20 protein-coding genes are annotated in these 23486 nt (G+C 42.7%); 10 read left to right on the forward strand and 10 right to left on the reverse strand.

Going from position 1 to position 23486, the window contains the following annotated elements; translation table 11 throughout:
- Positions 1 to 202: 202 nt before the first annotated feature.
- Entirely contained in the window at positions 203 to 1630 is a 1428-nt protein-coding gene (ccoG, locus tag ACHUGF_RS14205; protein ID WP_394132181.1) for a cytochrome c oxidase accessory protein CcoG, read from the reverse strand.
- Between the two features lie 77 nt (positions 1631 to 1707).
- Here ccoG and ACHUGF_RS14210 point away from each other — a divergent pair, with 77 nt between their 5' ends.
- From ACHUGF_RS14210 to ACHUGF_RS14220, 3 genes are all read left to right on the forward strand, one after another.
- Entirely contained in the window at positions 1708 to 2058 is a 351-nt protein-coding gene (locus ACHUGF_RS14210) for a hypothetical protein (protein WP_394132182.1), read from the forward strand.
- Positions 2059 to 2139: 81 nt separating this feature from the next.
- Positions 2140 to 3042, forward strand: coding sequence for a 1,4-dihydroxy-2-naphthoyl-CoA synthase (locus ACHUGF_RS14215; protein ID WP_394132184.1), 903 nt, complete (start codon positions 2140 to 2142; stop codon positions 3040 to 3042).
- Positions 3043 to 3358: 316 nt separating this feature from the next.
- Positions 3359 to 3550, forward strand: a complete 192-nt coding sequence (locus tag ACHUGF_RS14220) for a DUF2061 domain-containing protein (protein WP_394132186.1) — start codon at positions 3359 to 3361, stop codon at positions 3548 to 3550.
- Between the two features lie 2 nt (positions 3551 to 3552).
- Here ACHUGF_RS14220 and ACHUGF_RS14225 read toward each other — a convergent pair whose 3' ends face one another.
- Positions 3553 to 4752, reverse strand: a complete 1200-nt coding sequence (locus tag ACHUGF_RS14225) for a potassium/proton antiporter (protein WP_394132188.1) — start codon at positions 4750 to 4752, stop codon at positions 3553 to 3555.
- 590 nt (positions 4753 to 5342) lie between these two features.
- Between ACHUGF_RS14225 and ACHUGF_RS14230 the strand changes: the two genes are divergently transcribed.
- The 4 genes from ACHUGF_RS14230 to pstB all read left to right on the forward strand — a co-directional run bounded on the left by ACHUGF_RS14230 (position 5343) and on the right by pstB (position 8754).
- Complete coding sequence (locus tag ACHUGF_RS14230) at positions 5343 to 6152, forward strand: phosphate ABC transporter substrate-binding protein (RefSeq protein WP_394132190.1); 810 nt, start codon at positions 5343 to 5345, stop codon at positions 6150 to 6152.
- 73 nt (positions 6153 to 6225) lie between these two features.
- Positions 6226 to 7134, forward strand: a complete 909-nt coding sequence (gene pstC, locus ACHUGF_RS14235; RefSeq protein ID WP_394132192.1) for a phosphate ABC transporter permease subunit PstC — start codon at positions 6226 to 6228, stop codon at positions 7132 to 7134.
- Positions 7134 to 7994 carry a phosphate ABC transporter permease PstA gene (gene pstA / locus ACHUGF_RS14240; protein WP_394132194.1) on the forward strand — a complete coding sequence of 287 codons (861 nt, stop codon included), beginning with the start codon at positions 7134 to 7136 and terminating at the stop codon, positions 7992 to 7994. The genes pstC and pstA overlap by 1 nt, the downstream gene beginning before the upstream one ends.
- Positions 7995 to 8004: 10 nt before the next feature.
- Positions 8005 to 8754 carry a phosphate ABC transporter ATP-binding protein PstB gene (gene pstB, locus ACHUGF_RS14245; RefSeq protein ID WP_394132196.1) on the forward strand — a complete coding sequence of 250 codons (750 nt, stop codon included), beginning with the start codon at positions 8005 to 8007 and terminating at the stop codon, positions 8752 to 8754.
- A 756-nt stretch (positions 8755 to 9510) separates the two neighbouring features.
- Here pstB and ACHUGF_RS14250 read toward each other — a convergent pair.
- From ACHUGF_RS14250 to ACHUGF_RS14275, 6 genes are all read right to left on the reverse strand, one after another.
- Positions 9511 to 10008: a Shedu immune nuclease family protein gene (locus ACHUGF_RS14250; protein WP_394132198.1), complete on the reverse strand. Its 498-nt coding sequence runs from the start codon at positions 10006 to 10008 to the stop codon at positions 9511 to 9513.
- The gene (locus ACHUGF_RS14255) at positions 9996 to 10661 is read right to left on the reverse strand and encodes a hypothetical protein (RefSeq protein ID WP_394132200.1); all 666 of its coding nucleotides are present in this window, start codon (positions 10659 to 10661) and stop codon (positions 9996 to 9998) included. The genes ACHUGF_RS14250 and ACHUGF_RS14255 overlap by 13 nt, the downstream gene beginning before the upstream one ends.
- A 1117-nt stretch (positions 10662 to 11778) precedes the next feature.
- Positions 11779 to 12000: a hypothetical protein gene (locus ACHUGF_RS14260; RefSeq protein ID WP_394132202.1), complete on the reverse strand. Its 222-nt coding sequence runs from the start codon at positions 11998 to 12000 to the stop codon at positions 11779 to 11781.
- Between the two features lie 158 nt (positions 12001 to 12158).
- Positions 12159 to 13580: an MATE family efflux transporter gene (locus tag ACHUGF_RS14265; RefSeq protein WP_394132204.1), complete on the reverse strand. Its 1422-nt coding sequence runs from the start codon at positions 13578 to 13580 to the stop codon at positions 12159 to 12161.
- A gap of 216 nt (positions 13581 to 13796) precedes the next feature.
- On the reverse strand, positions 13797 to 15941 hold the full coding sequence (locus tag ACHUGF_RS14270) for a heparinase II/III domain-containing protein (protein WP_394132206.1): 2145 nt from the start codon (positions 15939 to 15941) through the stop codon (positions 13797 to 13799).
- Positions 15942 to 15943: 2 nt separating this feature from the next.
- On the reverse strand, positions 15944 to 18088 hold the full coding sequence (locus ACHUGF_RS14275; protein WP_394132208.1) for a heparinase II/III domain-containing protein: 2145 nt from the start codon (positions 18086 to 18088) through the stop codon (positions 15944 to 15946).
- Positions 18089 to 18496: 408 nt separating this feature from the next.
- Between ACHUGF_RS14275 and ACHUGF_RS14280 the strand changes: the two genes are divergently transcribed.
- From ACHUGF_RS14280 to ACHUGF_RS14290, 3 genes are all read left to right on the forward strand, one after another.
- Positions 18497 to 18829, forward strand: a complete 333-nt coding sequence (locus ACHUGF_RS14280) for a cupin domain-containing protein (RefSeq protein ID WP_394132210.1) — start codon at positions 18497 to 18499, stop codon at positions 18827 to 18829.
- A gap of 18 nt (positions 18830 to 18847) precedes the next feature.
- The gene (gene kdgK, locus ACHUGF_RS14285) at positions 18848 to 19795 is read left to right on the forward strand and encodes a 2-dehydro-3-deoxygluconokinase (protein WP_394132212.1); all 948 of its coding nucleotides are present in this window, start codon (positions 18848 to 18850) and stop codon (positions 19793 to 19795) included.
- Between the two features lie 64 nt (positions 19796 to 19859).
- On the forward strand, positions 19860 to 20483 hold the full coding sequence (locus tag ACHUGF_RS14290) for a bifunctional 4-hydroxy-2-oxoglutarate aldolase/2-dehydro-3-deoxy-phosphogluconate aldolase (protein WP_394132214.1): 624 nt from the start codon (positions 19860 to 19862) through the stop codon (positions 20481 to 20483).
- Positions 20484 to 20755: 272 nt separating this feature from the next.
- Here ACHUGF_RS14290 and ACHUGF_RS14295 read toward each other — a convergent pair whose 3' ends face one another.
- Both ACHUGF_RS14295 and ACHUGF_RS14300 read right to left on the reverse strand, forming a co-directional pair.
- Positions 20756 to 21463 (reverse strand): 3'-5' exonuclease, encoded by a 708-nt coding sequence (locus tag ACHUGF_RS14295; RefSeq protein ID WP_394132216.1) that lies wholly within the window; start codon positions 21461 to 21463, stop codon positions 20756 to 20758.
- A gap of 3 nt (positions 21464 to 21466) precedes the next feature.
- Positions 21467 to 23329 (reverse strand): putative nucleotidyltransferase substrate binding domain-containing protein, encoded by a 1863-nt coding sequence (locus ACHUGF_RS14300; protein WP_394132218.1) that lies wholly within the window; start codon positions 23327 to 23329, stop codon positions 21467 to 21469.
- Positions 23330 to 23486: the final 157 nt, after the last annotated feature.

The following is a 23486-nucleotide window of genomic DNA, read 5'->3' on the forward strand; positions in this document are numbered from 1 at the left end:
CTTAGATTTTTGCGCAAGGGCTTTTTTGAAGTTTTTTATGAAAAACACCTCAACAGGTGCTTTTTTACGCGAAACGGGTAAAAAAGCCGCTTTTATGGCTGATTTACCCGTATTTTGATGTGTTTTAGTCGCAAAGGAGATATTCAAGAAAACCTAGCTTTTGCCTGCTAACGCCTTAAAGCTGTCACTTCTACTTACTTAACTACATGCTAAAGAAGCGTGTTTCTTGCTTAATGCTCACTGGCGCACCATTTATGCTGGTTTCAACATTGATATCAATATTTGTCACACTACGAGATAGCTCTGCTGGGTCTACTTCAACACTCACTGGCAAGGTAAAAATTTCCCCACCTTGAATCGTGATCGTATCAGGACCAATCCACTTAGCATTATCAATACCAGTGACACTCAACTTATATTCATTAACGTATTCTGTCTTATTGAGGATCTTCAAGGTGTAAGTGTTTTCGACATTACCATCCATATTCTCTCTATATAACGCATTACGATCTCGGATGACATCCATACGTACAGGTGAAATCGTCGCACTGGCATATATGAATAGTAGGATCATGACTGTCAGTACAACCCCATAACCCACAAGCTTGGGTCTCAGTACTTTTTCTTTGATACCCGCTAACTTATTCTCTGTGGTATAGCTGATTAAGCCTTTTTCATAACCCATACGCTCCATCGTGGTATCACATGCGTCAATACAACCACCACAGTTTATGCACTCATACTGAAGACCGTTACGAATATCGATCCCCGTTGGACACACTTGCACACACAGGTCGCAGTCAATACAGTCACCGAGTCCCATCTCTTTTGGATCTGCTTTACGTGAACGTGGACCACGTGTTTCACCTCTTGTGGCATCATAGCCAACAATAAAAGTATTTTTATCAAACATGGCCGACTGGAATCGCGCGTAAGGACACATATGCAGGCACATGATTTCACGCATCCATCCCGCATTACCGTATGTGGCCATAGTGAAAAATAACACCCAGAAATAAATGCTTCCGTCTGCATTAAGCGTAAACACATCAAGGTACACTTCTCGTGTTGGGACAAAGTAAGAGACAAATGTCATTGCTGTCAGTAATGACACTAGTACCCACGAGGTATGCTTGGCTGTTTTGCGCCAAATTTTGTTGAAGCTCCATGGCATCTTATCTAGCTTGATACGTTTATTTCTTGCGCCTTCAAACTTCTCTTCAAACCAGATAAAGATGAATGTCCATACCGTTTGCGGGCAAGTGTAACCACACCAAACTCGGCCTAAGTAGGTCGTGACAAAAAACAATCCAAATGCCGCTATCATGAATAATGCGGCAAGTAAGGTTAAATCCTGCGGCCAAATAGTAAGACCAAATACATGGAATTTTTGTTCAGCGAGATTAAACCACACAGCTTGGCGGTCTCCCCACGGGATCCAAGGCAAGATAAGGAAGAACAACATGGCAACCCAGCCCATACGGCGGCGAACATTGGTCCATAGACCTTCAACGGCGCGAACATAGATACGATTACGAGGGTTAAAACGATCCGCTTTACTGGCGTCGGGCTGATGAATCTTAATGCGCTTTTGCTTCGCAAAATCATTTGGTTTTGATTCTGTTGTCATTTTACAGCCTTACTACATTAACATTACATAGGAACTAGAATAGTATATACCTTTCTAACATTAACTCGGACAAAAAAATGAGAGGTTGGATAGGTTTAGCTATCATCGCTGGCATAATTTATTATTTCGCCACTGAAACAGATAAGCTCGATGAACCCATTGAATTCATCACAAATATGTTCACTCAGGCCGAACGCAAACTTGACTCAGTGACTGGGACTAAAATCCAGCGAGTTGATAAGCGCATCCCTGCAATCAAGGCAGATTTATCTCGCAGGCTAAATGTTGCTGAACTGGCGGAGTTAGACAATATTCTCAAAAGTAACTATTCATTAGAGGACTTTACTCAAACGTACTGCAGTGAATCTAATGCTCAGCATGAAATCTTCACTCGCGATAATTTACGGTATATCTGTGACCAACTTTAATGGATTTTATGGTTTCAATTGACCTGAGATTCAAATCGGCCTAGCCTTTCTGTCATATTTTGATAGAAGGCTAGATACGATATGACTCAGCAGGTTTCAGATATTTTTGACCCAACACTTTGGGATGTTGTTGAAGGGTTCAACTTTGATGACATCACTTACCACAGAGCAAAAGATCAAGGCACTGTACGCATCGCCATTAATCGCCCTGATTGCTTAAACTCCTTTCGTCCTAAAACCGTTGATGAACTTTACACAGCCTTAGATCATGCCCGTCAGTGGTCAGATGTAGGTTGCGTATTAATTACCGGCAATGGCCCATCTGCAAAAGGACAATACTCGTTCTGTGCAGGTGGCGATCAGCGCATTCGTGGTAAAGACGGTTATAAATACGAAGGTGATGGCGAGCATCAACCAGATGTGGCCAAAATGGGACGTCTTCATATTCTAGAAGTTCAACGTCTCATTCGTTTTATGCCAAAAGTGGTTATTGCAGTTGTACCAGGTTGGGCTGTTGGCGGTGGCCATAGCTTACATGTTGTTTGCGATTTAACGCTTGCTTCAAAAGAACATGCAATTTTCAAGCAAACTGACCCTGATGTTGGTAGCTTTGACTCTGGTTATGGTAGTGCTTACTTAGCCAAAATGATTGGCCAAAAGCGCGCGCGTGAAATTTTCTTCCTCGGTTTTAACTACAGTGCTGAAGAAGCCTTTGATATGGGTATGGTCAACCGTGCCATTCCACATGCTGAGCTTGAAACAGAAGCGTTAGCTTGGGCTAAAGAAATTAACAGCAAGTCTCCAACAGCAATGCGAATGCTAAAGTATGGCTTTAATTTGCCAGATGATGGTCTTGTGGGTCAGCAGTTATTCGCGGGTGAAGCAACGCGTTTAGCTTACGGTACTGATGAAGCACAAGAAGGCCGTGATGCATTCTTAGAAAAGCGCGACCAAGACTTTGGTAAGTTCCCTTGGCACTATTAGTTAGTGCGCTTTAGTTAGTGCGCTTTAGTTAGTGCGCTTTAGTTAGTGCGTTTTAGTTAGCGCAAATAGTTCGCCTTTCATCTTATTCAATGGTGTGTGATTAACTTAGCGTCAATAACAAAGCAAAAGCCTATCTCGCGATAGGCTTCTTTGTTTGTGCAGCTAATTATCAATGCTTACTAGCTGTACAGCTCTGTGTTTTGCAATGGTTCGCTTGAGCCGATTAACCTTATCGACAATATCCTCATAATAAGACTTTACAATCCAAATGATAATAATTATCATTTTCATAAGTTAACCATTTGGAGAATTCATTATGAAAAAGACAATATCATTTGCACTACTACACTTTGGCGTTGCATTTAGCATCACTTACTTATTAACTGGCAGCTTAGTGATTGGTGGCGCAGTGGCACTTATTGAACCTGCAATCAATACTGTGGTTTTTTACTTCCATGAAAAAGCGTGGAAGCGAGCGGAATCTAAACAAGTTCAACTCGCTGTGTAATATCAGTCTTTTTTAGGTGTTTGAACTAAACCAAGCTTATCTGCCAGTGGTCCAATAGCACCACCTTGAATGAATACAGAAAAGATCATGATAAAGAACACCATATGAACGATATTAATTGCATCAGGAACACCAGCTGCTGCTGGGATCAAGGCAAATACAATTGGAGTCGCTCCTTTTAAACCGATCATAGAAATGAACAATCGCTTACGCCAACTCGCTTTCGGGAAAGGTAAATAACAAAGCTGTACAGCCAAAGGTCTAGCCACCACAATGAGTAATATCGCCGGGATGAGCGATGCCCAAAATACTGTCATCAGCATCTGCGGGAAGATCTGCAATCCGAGAACAATGAACATCAACGCCTGAGCCAACCAAGACAAACTATTAAAGAAGTGAAGGTTGACCTGCTGCCCACGCTTAATAAAGTTACCAATCACCACACCTGCTATATAAGAAGCCAAGAGTATATTACCGCCTAAAAACTCAGCCCCATAAGTGGCAATAATAAAACTTGCAAGCACAAATACCGGGATTAAGCCGTATTCTGACAAGCTAATACTGTTCAGTAACCACACCGCTATACGAGCAACAATAAGGCCGACAACAATCGCCACAATGACTTGGGTAAATAAGGTAATAGAAAGTGATGACAGAGAAACAGATTGAGAAGACGATAACACCATCTCTGTCAGTACAATCACCATGAGCATCGCGACAGGGTCATTGGTGGCCGACTCAAACTCCAATATAGTATCGGTCTCTTCTTTAAGCTTTAGCTTTTTAGACTCAAGAATAGAGAACACCGCTGCTGCATCTGTGGAAGACACCACCGCAGCAAATAAGAGGCACAACAAGAAGTTAAAGTCGAGTAGCACATATAAAATGCCGGCAAAGATAATGGTCGTAAATACCACACCGAATGAAGCCAACATGCCACCTTCTTTGTAGGCGACTTTAATCTTATCGGTAGAAGTATTTAATCCCCCCACAAACACAATGACATTTAGAGCAAGACCACCTATCCACGCTGTTTGTGCTAAATCATCATAAACGAAATCAAATTCGCCATTACCTAACGCTAAACCCACTCCCATAAAAATGAGCAGTGAAGGGATACCAAGCGTACGAGAGGGGTGATGAAGCAAAATGCCAATTACGATCAATGCAGCCATGCAAATCATAATTAATTCCGTGGTCATAGCATCTCCTATAAATGTCTAATGTAATTATGCTCTAGCGGATACACTCCATTCGAATGAATTAATAAAAATTAAGTGGGTTAAATTGAAATATGTAAAACAAGGTTAGCTTCTATTAAAAGAGTTTTATCGTTAAATCGAAAAAACCTTCACTGTCATAAAACCTTCATAAAAAAATTATGTTGTAACATCTCCATGCAATATACACCAAAACCGTGACCCCAAAGTTAATTTAGACTTAACTTAAACTTAACCCCAGTACAAACCCCGAGCTCACATCCAACTGCATTAGCCCAAAACACCAAGTTCTCAGCGCGTTTAGCCACCAGCAGCAGCCTTAAGGTTTCGACTAAAAACACATAACAAACTTATCGTGAAATTATGTTCACAAACAATTAATAAACAATAACTTAACATTGTTTCAAACGGAGAAAGCAGCACGATTTTTCCCTACGCCGGCACTGTAATTTTACTGTCATATTCTTCTGACTTAATGCGCTTGCCTCAATCAAGGCACTGACATTTTTGTTGAACGAACATTGAACATTAACCCGATATTGAACACTCACTTTAAAAGAGTAGGAATCACAATGAAAAAGATCATTGGCTTATTAACTGCAGTTGGCATGATGACTGCGCCCGTTGTTAACGCTGGCACAGTGACCGTTTCAGGTTCAACCTCAGTTGCACATGTAATGGAAGTATTAGCCGAGAACTATCAGCAAACTGCCGGTAAATCTGTAGAAGTACAAAGTACAGGTTCATCTGCTGGTATTCGTGCAGCAAAAGACGGTACAAGCATGATTGGTATGTCTTCACGTAATGTAAAAGAAAACGAGCTAAACGCTAGCACTAAAGAAGTTGTGATTGCGCGTGACGGTATTGCTGCTGCGGTTAATAAAGCAAACCCAGTTACAAACCTGACTCAAGAACAAATTTCTAAAATTTACCGTGGTGAGATTACAAACTGGAGTGAAGTAGGCGGTGAAGCACGTCCAATCGTTGTCGTGACTCGCGAAAATGGTTCTGGTACTCGTGGTGCATTTGAAGAAATCATGCAACTACAGCGCACAGTTAATGGCCACAAGGTCACAGCTATTATCCCTAGCGCGCAAGTAGGTAACGGTAACGGTATGATCAAAACTATCGTGGCAAACAACCCTTATGCCATTGGTTATATCTCACTAGGTTCAGTTGATGACTCTCTACGTGCATTGTCTGTAAACGGTGTAGAAGCAACAGATAGCAACATTGCTGCTGGCGACTACCAAATTGCACGTCCATTCATTGCATTAATCAATGATGACGCGCCAGAGTCTGCACAAACTTTCCTTGAATACATCATGTCAAATGATGGCCAGCACATTGTGGCTGAAGAAGGCTACATCCGCGTTCAATAACGCTGAAGTCCCTAGCTAATCGGCAAGAAGGCTGTGCGCCTTCTTGCTCGTATTTATTTATAAGAGGTTATCAATGGAAGCGGCAAGTCATATAGCAGTCGGCAGCGCGCCACTCAAACCAGCCAAGAAAATGGATTGGATTGAATTACTGTTTCATGGATTATTTTTTGTCAGCGCCATGGTCGGCGTTGTCTCAGTTATCACCATTGGTTGGTTTGTTTTCTACGAAGGCTTACCAGCATTTAAAGAAGCAGGGGTGATTAACTTTGTCACAGGCAAGGAATGGCTGCCGCCAGCATTGTATGGCATTTTCTCAATGATCATCGCCTCACTAATTTCTACTGCAGGTGCAGTATTGATTGGTGTACCGGTGGCAATTTTAACAGCAGTATTCCTCGCGGAAATTGCACCTAAATGGCTAGCAGACATTGTTAGACCTGCGGTGGAACTGTTAGCAGGTATTCCTTCTGTGGTTTACGGTTTCTTTGGCTTAATTGTCATCGTACCGGCCATTGAGTCTATCTTTAATATTCCAGCAGGTAACACATTACTGGCGGGAATTATCGTGTTGGCGATTATGATTTTGCCAACCGTTATCACGATTTCAGAAACCTCAATTAGAGCGCTTACCCCTAGTTATAAAGCAGGGGCATTAGCTTTAGGCGCTTCGCATATATACAGTATTTTTAACGTGTTATTACCTGCTGCCAAAAGCGGTATTTACACAGGTGTGGCCTTGGGTGTCGCACGCGCCATCGGTGAAACCATGGCAATCATCATGGTCATGGGTAACGCCCCAGCAATGCCAAACTCATTGCTTGAACCCGCACGTTCATTAACCGCTAACATCGCAATGGAAATGTCTTACGCAACAGGCATTCACGCAAACGCACTTTATGCCACTGGCATCGTACTACTGGTATTTATTGTGTTATTGAACAGCGGACTTTTATACCTCAACCGTAAAAGAGGCCAAGCATAATGAGCCTATCTAATCAACAAACCAGACAACGCAAAGACACCGCGCTATTAGCGGGTGTATGGGGTGCAGCAGCCATTACCATCGTATTTTTACTGTGGGTTGTTTGGCACATTCTATCTAACGGCTTAGCGCATGTAACTTGGGAGTTCATTACTGGTGCCTATACTCGCATTGGTGAAGCTTCTGGTATTTGGGCAATGATAGTATCAACCGTGTATATGGTTGCGCTGTCATTATCGATTGCCGCGCCCATTGGCATCATGACCGCCATTTACTTAACTGAGTACGCTAAGCCAGGCAGTAAGCTGGTCACGGCTATCCGTTTCTGTATTGAATCGCTCGCAGGTATTCCGTCGATTGTTTATGGCTTATTCGGTATGACCTTCTTTGTCACCGTATTAGGCTTAGGCTTCTCTATCCTGTCAGGTGCGTTAACACTGTCAATGCTGATTCTACCCGTAATTATTCGTACTACAGAAGAAGCATTGCTAGCAGTACCCATGGCCTTCCGTGAAGGTGGCTATGCACTGGGTAGTTCAAAAATCTATACCATCTGGCGTCTCATTTTACCGAACGCCTTACCGGGTATTGTTACCTCTATCATTTTAAGTACAGGCCGCGTGATTGGAGAGTCAGCCCCTGTATTTTTAACGGCAGGTATGGTGACACAAATTCCACAAAGCGTACTGGACTCAGGTCGTACCTTAACCGTTCACTTGTACAAACTGACTCAAGAATTATTTACCCAGCATGAATGGGATCAAGCTTATGCCACCGCCACTATCTTGATCGTACTGGTATTAGCGTTAAACCTCACAACCAAAATTATTGCAGCTCGCTTAGATAAGCACTCACATTAAGGCATTGAACATGAACAAGCTTGAAGTTAACAATCTCAACCTTTTTTACGGTGAAACCCACGCGTTAAAAAATATCTCAATGCCGATCCCTGCTCGCCAAGTGACTGCATTGATTGGCCCATCAGGTTGTGGCAAGTCGACCCTGTTACGCACACTCAACCGCATGAATGATTTAGTCGCGGGTGTAAAAATTGATGGTCAAGTGACCTTTGAGAACGAAGATATTTACGCAGACATTGATGTCAAACAACTCAGAATGCGTGTGGGCATGGTATTTCAAAAGCCAAATCCATTCCCAATGAGTATCTATGAAAACGTCGCCTTTGGTTTAAAAGCCCAAGGTGAAAAAGATAAGAAAGTCATCAACCAGACTGTCGAAGAGTCACTACGTGGCGCGGCACTGTGGGATGAAGTCAAAGACAGATTACACACGCCAGCGTTAGGTTTATCAGGCGGTCAGCAGCAACGCTTATGTATTGCCCGCGCCATTGCCATGAAGCCAGAAGTGATCTTAATGGATGAGCCAACAAGTGCACTCGATCCAATCGCTACTCATAAGATTGAAGAGTTGATGGATGAACTGCGCAAAAAGTTCACCATTGTCATTGTGACCCACTCAATGAATCAGGCTAAACGTATTTCAGACAAAACCGCGTTTTTCTGGATGGGCGAACTGGTTGAACATGCTGATACACACACCCTATTCCACCACCCAGTAGATAGCCGTACACAAGGTTATGTCAGTGGTGAATTTGGATAAAGCATAACGGAATGCTATAAGGTCATGGACGACCAACGTCTCCTCGCCCCCTGTGCTTCAGCCCCTCCTTCACATCTTTCCCCTCAATCACTCATACTTTATCACTTGGCTTCAAATGCCCGATAGTTTCAGCCCAACACCTACAGGCCTATATCAATAGCTCAGCTTAAACGCACCTTGCTGATTAAACTCTTTCCAGTGTTGTATAGGGGTAGACTCAATGCAAGTATTGAATGCCATAGGCGTAAATCACCGTGTTTGTTTCAGCGAAGGCCATATTGAGCTGAAGCTAAAGTGGCAATGTTAGAGTGTGGTTTGAGGGTAAATTCGATACTAGGAGAGGGTGTAATGTGGAAGCGCCAAAGGTTTGAATTTCGCTATTGACGCCAAAGTCTCTTGTTATAAGCCATCTTTAGCACCATGCGTAAACAGTAAAAATTTAGGGGCGTATCCTGTGAATGTTACATAACCTGATATGTAGCCCATTATCAAAATCACAGCTGTGAATAACCAAATAAAATGGTCATAGGGTTCTGTGAAAGCAATGAAGATAATCATAGGGACAAGTAAAAGGGTCGATATAAAAATAAAGCCAGATAACACTCTAAATGGGGTTCTGGCTTTTGCTAATTGTTCCCTCGAAATACTCATACTTTCCTTGGCTTATAACGCCTCAATCAGAGGCAAAAAATAGTTGGTTAAAATTAGCGACGCAGGAGCAAAACCAACTGTTTTTTGTCCTGCTGAATTGACTTGTTAGCTTTCGTTGTGCTGAACAATAAACCGTGCTCTTTCATAAAGTTCATCAAAAGTTATTATCTCAGGATTAATTGTATTCTTACGAAACAATTCAAATGATCTAAGCTGGTCTTTGTTTACACCATGCTCACCTGAGAATTCCTCTAGACTACCAATAACTAAGAATGACTTAGGTTGATAATTAAATATCTCTTCGCCTGTTGGATTACCTGTTTTATCTTCTAAGCTAATTTTATTCGACAAACTATCAATTGCTGAAGCCACTGTACCTTGAACTTGAGCAACAGCACCAGCGAGTTCTTTAGATGGTGCCCAACAACCAGCCCTATAGGGCTTTGTATCGAGTAACTTTGTTGTATGTATTTTAATTTCCACAAAGCACAGATTAGAAATAATACCTTTAGTTTTCATTAAGGCATCAACTCGCTTACCGTGTTCCGTAACACTATGCCCTTGAACAACCTGCTCCAATTTTTTATCGTCTAACCCAGACAAAAACAAATAGCCCAAACCATAGCCGAAAATCCATTCATTTTTTCAAAATACTTTTGCCATAACCCTTCATCTTTAGTTTTCTTTATGGCTTTGAGCTCTGAGAAATATTGAGGATCATTTAATAGCCGCTTGAACACTTCAATCTGTTTTTTACGGTAACCGACAGATACAATATCTTTAGTTGTTACTTCTGAGCGAAGCACTTCAGTAAAAAGTTCATGATTATCTTCTAATAAACTTTTGGCCTGTGAATCCGACAAAACAATTTTGTTTAATTCTTCGTCTGTTATGTTTACTGAACCACGGCTTTTAAAGTTTATTGATTGAATGTTTCTTATGAACTCAACTAGCTTTCCAATTTCATCACCTACAAATGAAAAGCTAGCATTATGTGGTTTGTCAGTAGCTACACTGTAACCTTGGATGCTTAAAACGAATATGCCTTTTGTATCTTCAAAGAATTTAGCTGTAATGTATGACTTGGCATCGGTTTTATGACGGATTACAACTTCGCCTTTTATAGTTCCAAACGCGTAAGAATCTGGAGAATCAATTACTTTTGATGCGATTCTAACTTTTCTATCACCATTAAATTGGTTCAGGCTTGGACTGATATATGTCTTTCCTTCGATCGGGTTTTCATAATTATCCATAACTAGATTTAAGACTCCATATTCGAAAGAAACCTAACATTTGTATATTGCGTATGCACACTTAATGGGATTAATACACATGCGCGTTAATTCTAAAGACATTGAAATATGCGCACGGTTAACTATCTGTATTTCATTAAGTTAACAGAGAATATGCCAACACACCATCTGGTATATTGCTCAGAGCGTGACAACTTGTAGAACTCATATTTTCAATATTGATTAACGTCGTGGCGTTTATTAAATCATATTTTTTCTTATTTAACGTCGTGGCGCTTCGCCCACACCCGACGAAAGGGAAACAACAGCATTTCCCTTTTCGCTGATTTTCATAATAGCCTTGCCGTTCCCGCGAAGTGCTTATCCTCATGCTACAGAGTTAATTCACTAGCGCCTCATAATCGCCATCTGATGTATATGGATTTACGAATGTCGCGTTGGCATGGATGCCAAGGAGCGACCATGGCTCATCTGAAGCTATGTCGGCGTCGATAGGTAGGACACCTGAATGTCATGAAGTGCATGGATGCACGAGAATGACCTGCCTCCATCACGTGAATTAACTCAACGCATTCGGGCACTTCCAAGGGAATAAGTTGAACCTGCAGGCGCATCTTTAATAGCTAAGTAAACTACCTTTCGTTGTTCTCAATTGATGAGAAATTAAATTGAAGTTGCAGCCTACAATTATTCCCCGTTCCAAGTTGCTGAAATACGCAGATGAAAATACCGTATAACCATCATGGATGATGGTTAAAGCTCAGGGGCACATGGATGTGCCATCTGAGCTGTTAGGTATTTTTATTGGAGTATGAAGCTTATTCGCTTTGAAAGAATAACTTGGTTGGGGCGCTGAGGGATTGTTAAGGGAGGCAAGCGGTTCCTCCCTTGGCTCGGGTGTGGGCGAAGCGCCACGACTTTATTTATTACAAATAGGCCAAACTCAGTTTGGCAGAAAAATAACTCACACCATCATGACAACAATAAACCATATATAAATAATAAGCTTCTTGTTCGGGTATGGGTTGAAAACCCACGATGTTCTTTACCGTATACTAATACCCAAACAGAATTTGGAAAGAATACAAGCAGAGCTAACTTGATGGGAAAAACGGCTTCACAATACGCCACTTCGCATTGCCACAACGATCAGACACAACACCCCAATAAAAACAGCGCCGCGCCAGAAATACCCTTTACTAAAGTTACCACCATCCTCGTTATTGGGCGTATTTTTATCATCTGATTTGAGACCATTTTGCTGCATTTTGTTATGCATATATGCCGCAATCATCAAGGTCAGTAATGGCACAAGTACGATGAAAATAACCAGCTTCACAATATCACCTTTTTTGGGAAGTCATTTAAGCTAACATAATTAGCTCGCTTTGCTTGATTCGACAAGTAGCAATGCCACACTGCCTGAGCTTACTCACAACTTAGCGATAAATTAGCCAACAAGTCGTTGCAAAAATAATCTTGAAAGATCAACAGCCCCTAATAACTCAACCTTTGTGCATCTTGCTCACTAAAGTCTTTAACCGCTTTTCGCGCTAAATAACGAAACGGGCCGGCTTTGATGATCTCTTCAAAGGGTTGAATCGCAAATGCCCAAAAAATGGAGGCATCAAAATACAAAATTAGTAATGCACAAAGCGGGATAGAAACCACCCATTGGCCTGTGAAGTTAATTTTAAATACTGAAGTGGTGTATCCCATTGCCCTGAGCACATGACCATGCACAGTGTTATAACCACGCACTAATGGCAACAGAATATATATTGGGGCAATGACCGCCAGCGCTTGATAGGTTTCTGGCGTCATCTCAGGGTAAATGTCTGCCACCCAAAAGCTCAGGATCCAGAAGAACATCATAGTGAGCACTGATATCACCACCGCCAACTGGATGCTGACATTCACATTGTCTTCTAGATCTTGCAGCTGCCGAGAACCAATAGCTTGGCTAATACTGATTGCCGAAGAGTGCGCCCATGCCGTAATAAACTGACCGCCAGCACGCATCCATGGCAGCATTAGCGTAATCGCAACGTACGCATTAATGGATAATTGCGAATACAGCAATTGATACACGCTCACCCCAATCGACAACATGGTGACATTGACAGCCACAGGGAAGATTTCAATGGCGTGTTTACGCATATTGGCCAGAAAACTAGTTGGACTCTCAGTGGCAGTATTGATCCGCAGCGACAACAAGGCAGATTGATTTTCTAACTTAAGAACACACACACCTAAGAAGATGAAGCGTACGGCAATGGCCACAATGCTACCAACTGCGGCGCCAACCACGCCAAGTTGAGGTGTCAGCGACACGTCACCAATTGTCAGGCCATAGATAAATGCATAGGACAACGCCGCATTAATCGGTAACTCAATTAAGTAGCCTTTAAAGGCAATTTTGGTTTGGCCAAGGCTATTAAATAAGGCGATCAGCACTTGCGTGACGGCATTAAACAGCACCACGTATTTAGCCACGGCTAAATAACGTAACACTTGCTGCTGCAATGCTTCATCAGCCGTAATTAACGCCACGATGTCAGATTCAAATAACAGCAGTATCAACCAAAATCCGGCCGCGACCACAAAGTTAATTGCCATCGCAGACCAACAAGCCTGTGTGAGCGCCTGTTGGCTTTGGGAGCCTACGGCACGACTCATCACCAATTGCGAGCCATTGGCTAATGCCATTTGAATGCCCATGATAAAAGCAACAATGGTGGTGGCGATCCCCATCGCAGCAAGCGACACTTCACCTAATGGCGAAACCAACAAGGTATCTATCATCAACATTGACTGCATTAACAACGCATTCAACGCTAACGGCCAAGCAAGTGCAATGTTCCGACGAACATACTTACTGTGCCAATATTGGCTGAAAAAGTTGTCTTGCTTAATCATGTTATTTCACTCTTGTTGGTATGGTGAATGTTCATTTTCTCTCTAATCTATTCAAAGATCAGGCTGAATTCCTGTAGTCACCCGGAGCATTATGTTGCAATAAATACCCATTTAATCATACCGTTAACTCGTCGGTTTTAATATGCGAAAAAGCCTGAGACAGGCTCAGGCTTATATCACTAACCGCTAATCAACCGACTCATCTGGGTATCAACACTAGCTAATATGCATTGCACCGCTAAAGGTGATTGTTTCGCCATTGATACTGATGCTGGTTTGCGTGTCTTGGGTTACGCCAGCTTTATTGCATACCAATACCTGCACCTGCTTACCGCAAGTGAGTTTTAACGCGACAGCTGAAGCCTCATCGTTATGGGTAAGCACAGTCACACTTGCCACTTGACCACGGGCATCGGTACTCGCCTCAATTGCTTCATTGAAGTAGCCATGGGTTTCGTACACGGTCGCAAATAGATGATCTTTCCCTTGCTGACGCAAGATAATTGCCGGTTCGCTGCGCAGGTTAAAGTCAGGGTCATTTGCGCCTGTACGGGCAAAAATCACTTCACTTCCAGCTACTGCACTGCTCACCATAGAGTAATAGCTTTGGCCATGTAACCAGCTGACTAAACTGCCCGCTTCCACTTTGCCACTTGCCACATTCCACAGGTGTTGGTAACCCGCTTTGTCGCCCAATGGTTTTAGCTTGCTCTCGGTTTGGTATTCAAAATCAGTGCGAATAATCTGACCACTGTGGTGCATCACATAATCATAAGTGTGCTGTTGTTGGCTGCTTAAACGGAATAGGTCTAAAACAACTGGCTTGGCAATACCTTCAATATTGAACATCAACACACTGCGTTGTTGATCAACACCTGGGTAATAGTCACGCACAAATGCGCTCATACCTTGCTGGCTTTCGCCTGCAACAAAGAAGTGTGCTTCACCCCAGCGGGCTTCAGCTGTGGCTGTGTCGCCCGCATTTTGGCTTTGTTGATCTACCACAACGGTATTATGTGCAACCGTTTGCTTAGCATAACTTTTGTTTTCAGGAATATAGCGACCACCAAACTTTGGCTCGACATTCACCCAGCGACCAAAACCATAGTCATGAGTCACTTCTTGGCCATGGTTAAACAGACTTAAATGCAAACCATCAAAGTGACCATGATCTAACGCAGAGTGTAATTTGTGGTCACTGCCGTGCTGACCATACCAAAGCAATGCCATGCTATCGTCTTGGTTAGAATCACGGTGACGTAGAATAGAGATACCACCGCGGTCGCCATCTGCGCCGTCGGTATGTTGTAAACTACCCCAGTTAAATCCTGCTAGTTCACCCGCATTAGCCACGCCATCAGACAATGCTGCGCCTGAACCATGTACCCATACTTTATCTTGGTGCACAGCCATCGACATTAAGTTGTCATCTTTCGCATAACGCTTGAAGCACACACTTGTGGCAATCAACACGCCTTCGTCTTTAATGTCCATGGTTTTCGATGAATCATTTAGCGCAGGTAATACACCATTTGGAAACGCAGTCGACATCACTGCATAAGTGGTGGTTTTAATCACCTGATCTTTCAGCTCATAAATACCAATGTCTGGCTGACGACGCTCAATGGCCTCAGCAAACAAGTAGATTGGGCGTAATGAGAAGCGATGGTAATAAGGGCCTTCCATGTAATAACCATCAGGCGAGAACAATTGTGTCAGCTGAGCAATGAAGCCACCAGAAACACTGTCGCCTTTTAGGCCATACAAGGCTTTATCAACACTGGCTTGGTCATTAATGGCATAGCCACAAATACCCACACCAGCCACAGCCCATAAGCCATGGTTATGCACAATGTCGAAGTCGTGGGCATAAGTGTCCACAAACAGGTCGATCATTGGACGGAATAAGTCGCTTTCAATTAGATTGATTTCAGCATCTGTCAACTTATGGCGAATGCACGAATAGGCGCACGACGCATATAGCATCCACATATTTTCGTTTAGCGTTTGGTGGAAAATACGCCCTGGTGGGTTTGAATCACGGCTGGTGTTCAGCTCAAAGCTGGTATACACCTTGGCATATTCAACCAACATGGTTTTAGCATACTCAAGATAACGCTCATCTTCGGTAATAAGGTATAAACGACCCGCTAAATCCAAATGAATATAGTTTTGCTTGTGACGGTTATGCTCATAACCGCCCGCTTCACCGTGACCCGGAATTTCGATGCCAATCGGTAAGTAGGCTTCAAGTGCAGCCACTTCTGTGGCAATTGAGCGGCCCATCAAGCTGTCAGTATTTAGGTGAGTACGTAATTGAGCTGCTTCTTCAAAGCTCATTAATAAAGGCTGATAGCTCATGATTAACCTCTTTGTTCAACAGCAAAGTAACCTTGCCATTGGAATGTTTGATTATCGAATGTGACACTGTTGCTGGTTTCTGCAGTAACACCGACTTGGTTGCTCACCATAACGATTAAGCTAAAGTCATTGGCAACAACTTCAATCACAGAACCTTGTTCATTGCTACCAATGACCTTAACCGCTGTAATTTGACCGCGGGCCTCTGTGCTCGCTTCAATGGCTTCATTAAAGTAACCGTGGGTTTCTAATACGTTAGCAAATAAAGTGTCTTTTGCTTGGCGGCGCAGTACCAGACCAGGCTCACTGCGTAAATTGAATGATGGATCATTTGCACCTGAGCGAGTAAAGAACATTTCATCATCAGCACAACTTGCGCTTAACCAAGTGTAATAACTATTGCCTTGTAACCAGCTCACTAAAGAGGTGTTGGCTTCATTAGCCACTTTACCTTGACCGACATTCCACAAGTGTTGGTAACCAAAGTTGTCACCTAAGGTGTCTAGCTCACCATGGGTTTGATAGTCAAAGTTAGTGCGAACAATCTGACCTTCATAGTGAATCGCGTAATCATACTGATGGGCTTGTTCACTGACTAAACGGAACAAATCAACCAGAATCGGTTTTGCTAGCGATTCATGCTTAACCAACAATAAGCTACGTTGCTGATCAACGCCGTCATAGAAGTCACGACAGAACGCGCTAACGCCTTGAATATCTTTATCATCGCCACTAAAGAAGTGTGGTTCACCATGGCGGCTGTCAGCTAATTTCACATCAAAGTTGTTTTGACATAACTGGTCTACTGCGACTGCGTTGTGGGCAATAGTTTGGCGCGCGTATGACTTGTTTTCATCAAGGTAACGTCCACCAAATTTAGGCTCAACGTTCACCCAGCGGCCAAAACCATACTCACGAAGCACTTCTTGACCGTTATTGAAAAAACTAATGCCTAGGGTATCAAAGTGACCATGACCCATACCGTGCTGACCATAGTTCATCACTAGCTGGTTAACATCGCCATTGTCAGATTGCATGCGGATAAAGGCTTGTGCACCACGATCGCCATTCGGGCCTTCGTTTAGCTCGACACTCGGCCAACATGGATTTAGCTCAGCTTGGTTATTTTCAAAGGCTTCTGATAACGCTTGGCCACAACCATTTAGCCAAACAGTATCTTGGATTTTTGCCATGCCAAGAATATCGTCATCGATACCATAGTGCTTAGCGTATAAGCCTAGTGCGACCACGACACCCGCATCACAAATATCCATTGTTAGCGAAGCATCATTTAACGCAGGGAATACGCCATTTGGATAAGCTGTTGCGAGCATAGCTTTAATGGTTTTACCAATGACCTGACCATTGAAGTTAAAGATATCTAGCTCAGGGCGGTGACGGTGAATCGCTTCAGCAAATAGACATAATGGACGAATAGCATATCTATGGTAGTAAGGGCCTTCCATATAATAGCCAGATGGCGCGAACAACTTACTGATCTGTGCAAGGAAGCCACCTTCAATGTCGTCGCCTTTCAGGCCGTGAATCGACATTTCAACGTATTCAGGCTTATCAAGCGCAATACCACACATTGCCACAGCGGCAACAGCCCAAATACCGTGGTTATGGATACGGTCAAAATCAAAGCTATATTGGTCAGTGAACATGTCGAGCATTGGCTGGAATAAACCATCAATGATGGTTTGTTGCTGCTCAGCTGATAAGTAATGACGAATGCAGCTATAACCTAAGCTGACATTTAATAAGAACACATGCTCATTAAGAATTTGGTGGAACAAGCGACCCGGAGGGTTGGTATTTAGCTGTTCGTGGAAACCAAGTTTCAGGTATTTATCGGCATAAGCCAATAAAAGGTCAGCGGCATATTTAGCATATTTTTCTTCACCGGTGACAAGGAAAAGGCGACCTGCTTGGTTGATGTATTGATAGTTTTGTTTATGACGGTTGTGAGCATAACCGCCAGCCTCACTATGACCCGGTACCTCTACACCCAGAGCAATAAAGGCATCGGTATCGGCAATTAACTTAGCTAAGCTTTTGCCCATTAAGCTATTTTTACCTAGCTCGTTGGCAATAGATGCGATTTCAGACTCTTCAAAAAGTACCGCTTTTATGGCTTGCGACATGTTTACCTCAAAACTGGAAACGAAAACTTACTCTAAAATAATACAAATAAAACAAAATTACAGTAAATATCGAATAATAATAGAGCTAGATCACTTTCATTTTTTGCTAATTCAGCCAACTTCTGCAATATTTAAAATCATGAAATATCGGTTAAAAAAATTTTAACCTTACAAATCAGCAAGATGCGAAATCTGGCTATATCGTATGACAAAACTAATTAGAAGCAGATCACAGATATGCGAGATTTGTATTACAAATTAATATAGAATATGAGTAAACTAAGGTCATGTTAGTTTACGACTGTTTCAATTGCACAGTGAGCAAGTGTTCAATTGCAACAAAATAATTAAATACGGCATCAAAGCCTAGCAGTTTCAATAGTAAAGCCGAACGCAAAGGAGATGAGAATGAACCCATTTTATGAAGATGATAAAACGCCATGGGAAGAATTAGGTGATGGCTTATACCGCAAAATCATTGGCTATACGCCTGACTTAATGGCAGTTTTTGTCAAGTTTGATAAAGGTGCTATTGGCCACCCACATACTCATGATATCCATGATCAGATTGGTTATGTTGCCGCTGGTAGTTTTGAAGCTGAAATTGATGGCGTGAAAAAAGTACTTAAAGCCGGTGACGCATATATTGCACCTAAAAATGTATTACATGGCGCAGTCGCACTTGAGCAAGACAGCATTTTAATCGATATGTTTAACCCTGCTCGTCAAGACTTCCTGTAACACTGGAGAGAAGCTGATATGTCAACATTAACCGTCGCAGTTATCGGCGAGTGCATGATCGAGCTGCAACAACATAACGATGTTTTGGTGCAGAGCTTTGGTGGCGACACCTTGAATACTGCTGTGTATTTGTCACGTTTAAACCAAGATAAATCAATGCGTATCAGCTACTTTACTGCCTTAGGTAAAGACCCATTCAGCCAGAATATGCTACAGCACTGGCAAGATGAAGGCATTGACACACAACATGTGTTGCAGATGGACAATAAGTTACCTGGGTTATACGCCATTGAGGTGGATGACACAGGTGAGCGTCAGTTCCATTACTGGCGCAACGACTCTGCTGCAAAGTATTGTTTTGAGCATGCGCCAGAGCAATGGTTAGCCACGCTCAGTCAATACGATGTGCTGTATTTATCAGGCATCACTTTGGCCATTCTCACCGACGAGAGTCGTGAAGTACTTTTCGAAACCTTAGCTAAGTGTCGTGCCAATGGCAGCAAAGTTATTTTTGATAATAACTTCCGCCCACATTTATGGCAGTCACACGCTCAGGCAAAGTCAGCCTATTTAACCATGCTCGGCCTCACTGATATAGGTTTACTGACCTTTGAAGATGAACAAGCCGTATTTGGTGACACGCAAATTCAAACCTGTATCGATCGCAGTTTAGCTGCAGGCTTAACTGAAGTTGTCATTAAACGTGGTGCACAAGAGTGCATGGTAATTACAGCTGAACAACAGCTAAGCATCCCAGCAACCTTGGTCGAAAATGTCGTGGATACCACTTCAGCGGGAGACTCGTTTGCCGCAGGTTATATGGCAATGCGACTTCGCGGACAATCATACTCGCAAGCTGCTGAGGCAGGCCATCTTCTAGCTGGCACAGTGATTCAATATAAAGGGGCAATTATTGACATTAGCTTAATGCCAACCATTACGCCTGTTGTTAAACAAGCAAGTTAAGCCTTTGTATCACAGAACCGCTAAGTACAAATTAAGTCCAAATTTAGATGTAAAAGGAACCAAAATGAGCACGCTAAACGACAAACTAAAACAGCTTAAGGTTATCCCTGTGATTGCCATAAAAAATGCCGATGATGCGGTAAAGCTCAGCCAAGTTTTAGTTGAAAACGGTATGCCATGTGCAGAAATCACGTTCCGCACGCCCGCTGCAGCCCAAGCGATTGCCAACATGCGTGCAGCTTATCCAGACATGTTAATTGGCGCAGGTACAGTATTAGATTCAGCAACAGTTGATGCTGCTATCGATGCTGGCGTTGACTTCATTGTGAGCCCAGGCTTTAACCCGAATACGGTTAAATATTGTCAACAACGCGGCATGCCGATTATTCCTGGCATTAATAGCCCATCGTTAGTTGAACAAGCGTTAGAAATGGGTCTGGATACAGTGAAGTTTTTCCCAGCCGAGCCATCTGGTGGCTTACCTATGCTTAAAGCATTAACCGCTGTTTACCCTATATCGGTGATGCCGACAGGTGGAATTTCACCAAGCAATATCAACGACTACCTTAAGCAAGATGCCGTTGTGGCCTGTGGTGGAACGTGGATGGTGCCTGGCAATCTGATTGATAACCAGCAATGGGACGAAATCGGTAAGCTAGTACGTGAAGCGGTGGCTTCACTAAGTTAATACAACAGTTAAGCTGTTTTAATTCAAGAGCAACTCTCAACGAGTTGCTCTTACATATCTAAACAGAGATACCACAACCTTATTTATAACAATAAGCTCATTTTAATGGGCACTGCAATGCCAAATGATTCTCGCTCCCCGAAATGGAATTTAGGGATTTTTTAGTGATTATCTATCGCTGTTTTAGCACGAGTATCGCCTTGTGCCACTCAGTTATCACGTAAACGTCCAACCTAATAAAGCTTCATCGGTTTAAACAAAGAGAAATAGTATCAGTTACGAATTATCTGTTTGAACGGCCCTTTGGCTTTTCCAAAAATCTGCACCCACAATGCCATCAATAACTCAGCGGTCGCTACCGCATCTACAGAGGCACTATGTCCATGATATTCAGGTAAACCATAGCGTTGACGCACTGCTGCTAGCCGATAATCCCCTTGTTCCGTCTCACGATTAAGTGTCATTGATTTTTCTATCGCTAAGGTATCAACCCAAAGCAGAGGCATAGGCGGTAAGCCGTATTTCTTCTTAATATAGTGATCAATAAATTGCTGCTCTACTTGTTTGCCATGCACTAACAAAATTTTACCCCGCATTTGTTCGAACAAATGGGTCATGACAGTATCAAGCTTTCGGGCATTGTTGAGCATTTGCGGCACAATATGGTTAATGACCACAGTTTCAGGGCGAACAACACCTTTTATGTAAGTATGTTCAACACTATTTAAGTCAATACTCTTACCCACCATAGTGACATAGCCGACACTCAGAATATGGTCCTTCTGTGCATCTAAACCACTGGTCTCAATGTCCATCGACAAATACGTTTGTCGCTCAACGGCATCATTAAGCTCAGGTAAGGGCTCTAATAACAGCAACTTCAATACTTCTGGCATGTCAGGATGCGCAGCAAGGTAGGCGCTGCGCGCTCTAGCAAGCCTAGATAATGGGTGAAAATAGTGTAATAACTGAGTCAGCATTTATCACTCGCTAAAGCGCAGCTTGGCGGCTTCTTGTAGGTTGCTGATGATACGAAAAGCATCTTTCAAATGCTTACGCTCAAATGAACTAATGGCACTGGGCTCAATATGATTATTAGGCTGTAAGCCTTGACGCAGCGCATTAAGTTGATGGTTATAGCGCACTTGCGTTAAAAACAAAAAGGCTTCAATGGTGTCTTTATAATCTTCTTCGCTTAACAAGCCTTTGGTCACTGCATATTTAAACCTATCTTGAGTACCGGTTTGATTACAGCCAACGGCTAGTCCATAAATCCTAGCTAAATCAACAATCAAGGTCAGTGCATATTTTTTAATGTTCAATACCCGAGTGTTATTACCACTTTTTTCTAACACCAGTTTGTTGAAGATCCCTAACGGTGGCTGCACACGGATAGCATCATTCACTAATGAAGGTAAGAATTGGCTTTCCTCAGCAATTAATTGATGCAGATGGTCCTGCAACTGCTGTGAAAACTGATTATTGCCATGGATACTGCGCACTTCAAGGAACACGCTCACATTCATCAGCATGCCATATTGTGGATTAGACACCCATTTCTGATAAAACTGTTTCCAAACGCTCAGTGTTTGGCACCACTTTGCATTTGACGCCATGTAATGACCTGAGCAATTATCAAAACCGCATTTATCCATGCCGTCGGTAACAAATTTGCTCAGTTGGCTAAAGTAAACTTTGTCGGCTTCAGTAGCAGTATCACTGAGGATAATGGCACTGTCTTGATCTGACATCATATGGATTTCATGGCGTGCGTGAGACCCTGCAACAATCCAATCATAATCACACGGTGGTTCACCAAACTCTTGCTCTGCCATTTGTATCAAGCGGCGGTTATAAGCATCCATGATCATTGCCATCACCTGACCAATAATATCTGCATTGACATTGCCTTCAACCAGCGCCTCAAAAATAGCCTGACGCTCGGAGGTCAGCGAAGGTAACTCCTCAAGGGTGTTGGTATATTTGACTTTTTCAATCAAAAAAATCGCTTGCATACGGTGCTTTTGCACGAGGTTTGAGGTGGTTAACAAACCTAAAACCTCATCACCTCTCACAACTGGTAAGCTGCGAATACCATATTGCATCATCAATGACGCCGCTTTTAAAATCAGATCGTCGGGGTCAATGGTCAGCACTGGCGTGGTCATCACATTCTTAATGGGCTGGTGAATATCTAACCCATCAGCAATCACTCGCTTGGTCATATCCCGATCGGTGATTAAGCCAACAATTTTACCTTGTTGTTTAATGACTGCTGTGGAGCTTCTACAAGCATTACGCATTTCTTTTGCAACATCTTGCACACTCATATCGATATCAACAGTGGCCACCAAACCATTGGCGACCTCAGATACCTTTTTAAGAAATAAGCCCTTTTCCTTATTCGACCAAACCACATTTAGCGCCGAGCGCAAACGTAACTGTGCGCCCGCTGCGACACTCTCATTAAATTGAGGGTACTTTTGAGTCAGCTTTAACAGCTTGGCGTGGGGGATCAAATACAGCAGCGTATTTTCAATTGCGGTCGCGGTGTAACCATCTAATACCTTTTTCAATGGCGCGAGAAAGGTAAAACCAAAGATATCTTCAGGGCCAAGCTTAGAACGTAACACACCATCTGGCTTACGTTGCTCCATTGAGCCGGTACGCACAATATAGAGATACTTTTCACTTGAGTCTTCGCTGAAATGGATCTGCTCACCTCTACCTAAATAAGTGATGCTAATACAGGCAGCCACCTCTTTGAGCACATCGGCAGGCAGTTGATCAAAAGGGTCAATTTGACCGATAAAATCAACAATATTGGGAATTAAGGATTCATCCATGATGGCAACTCACAGCAAAAGTTTTATTTGTATGATTTATATCATAGCCTATTTTATAGCAAAAAAGGCAGAGCTAGATCTCATACAATTTAAGCAACTCACACACTCCATTTTATATTCTGGCCAGCATGAGAATAACGCCAACAAAAAAGCCAAC

The sequence above is a fragment of the Shewanella maritima genome (genome assembly GCF_043643735.1).
GTDB classification, from domain to species: domain Bacteria; phylum Pseudomonadota; class Gammaproteobacteria; order Enterobacterales; family Shewanellaceae; genus Shewanella; species Shewanella maritima_A.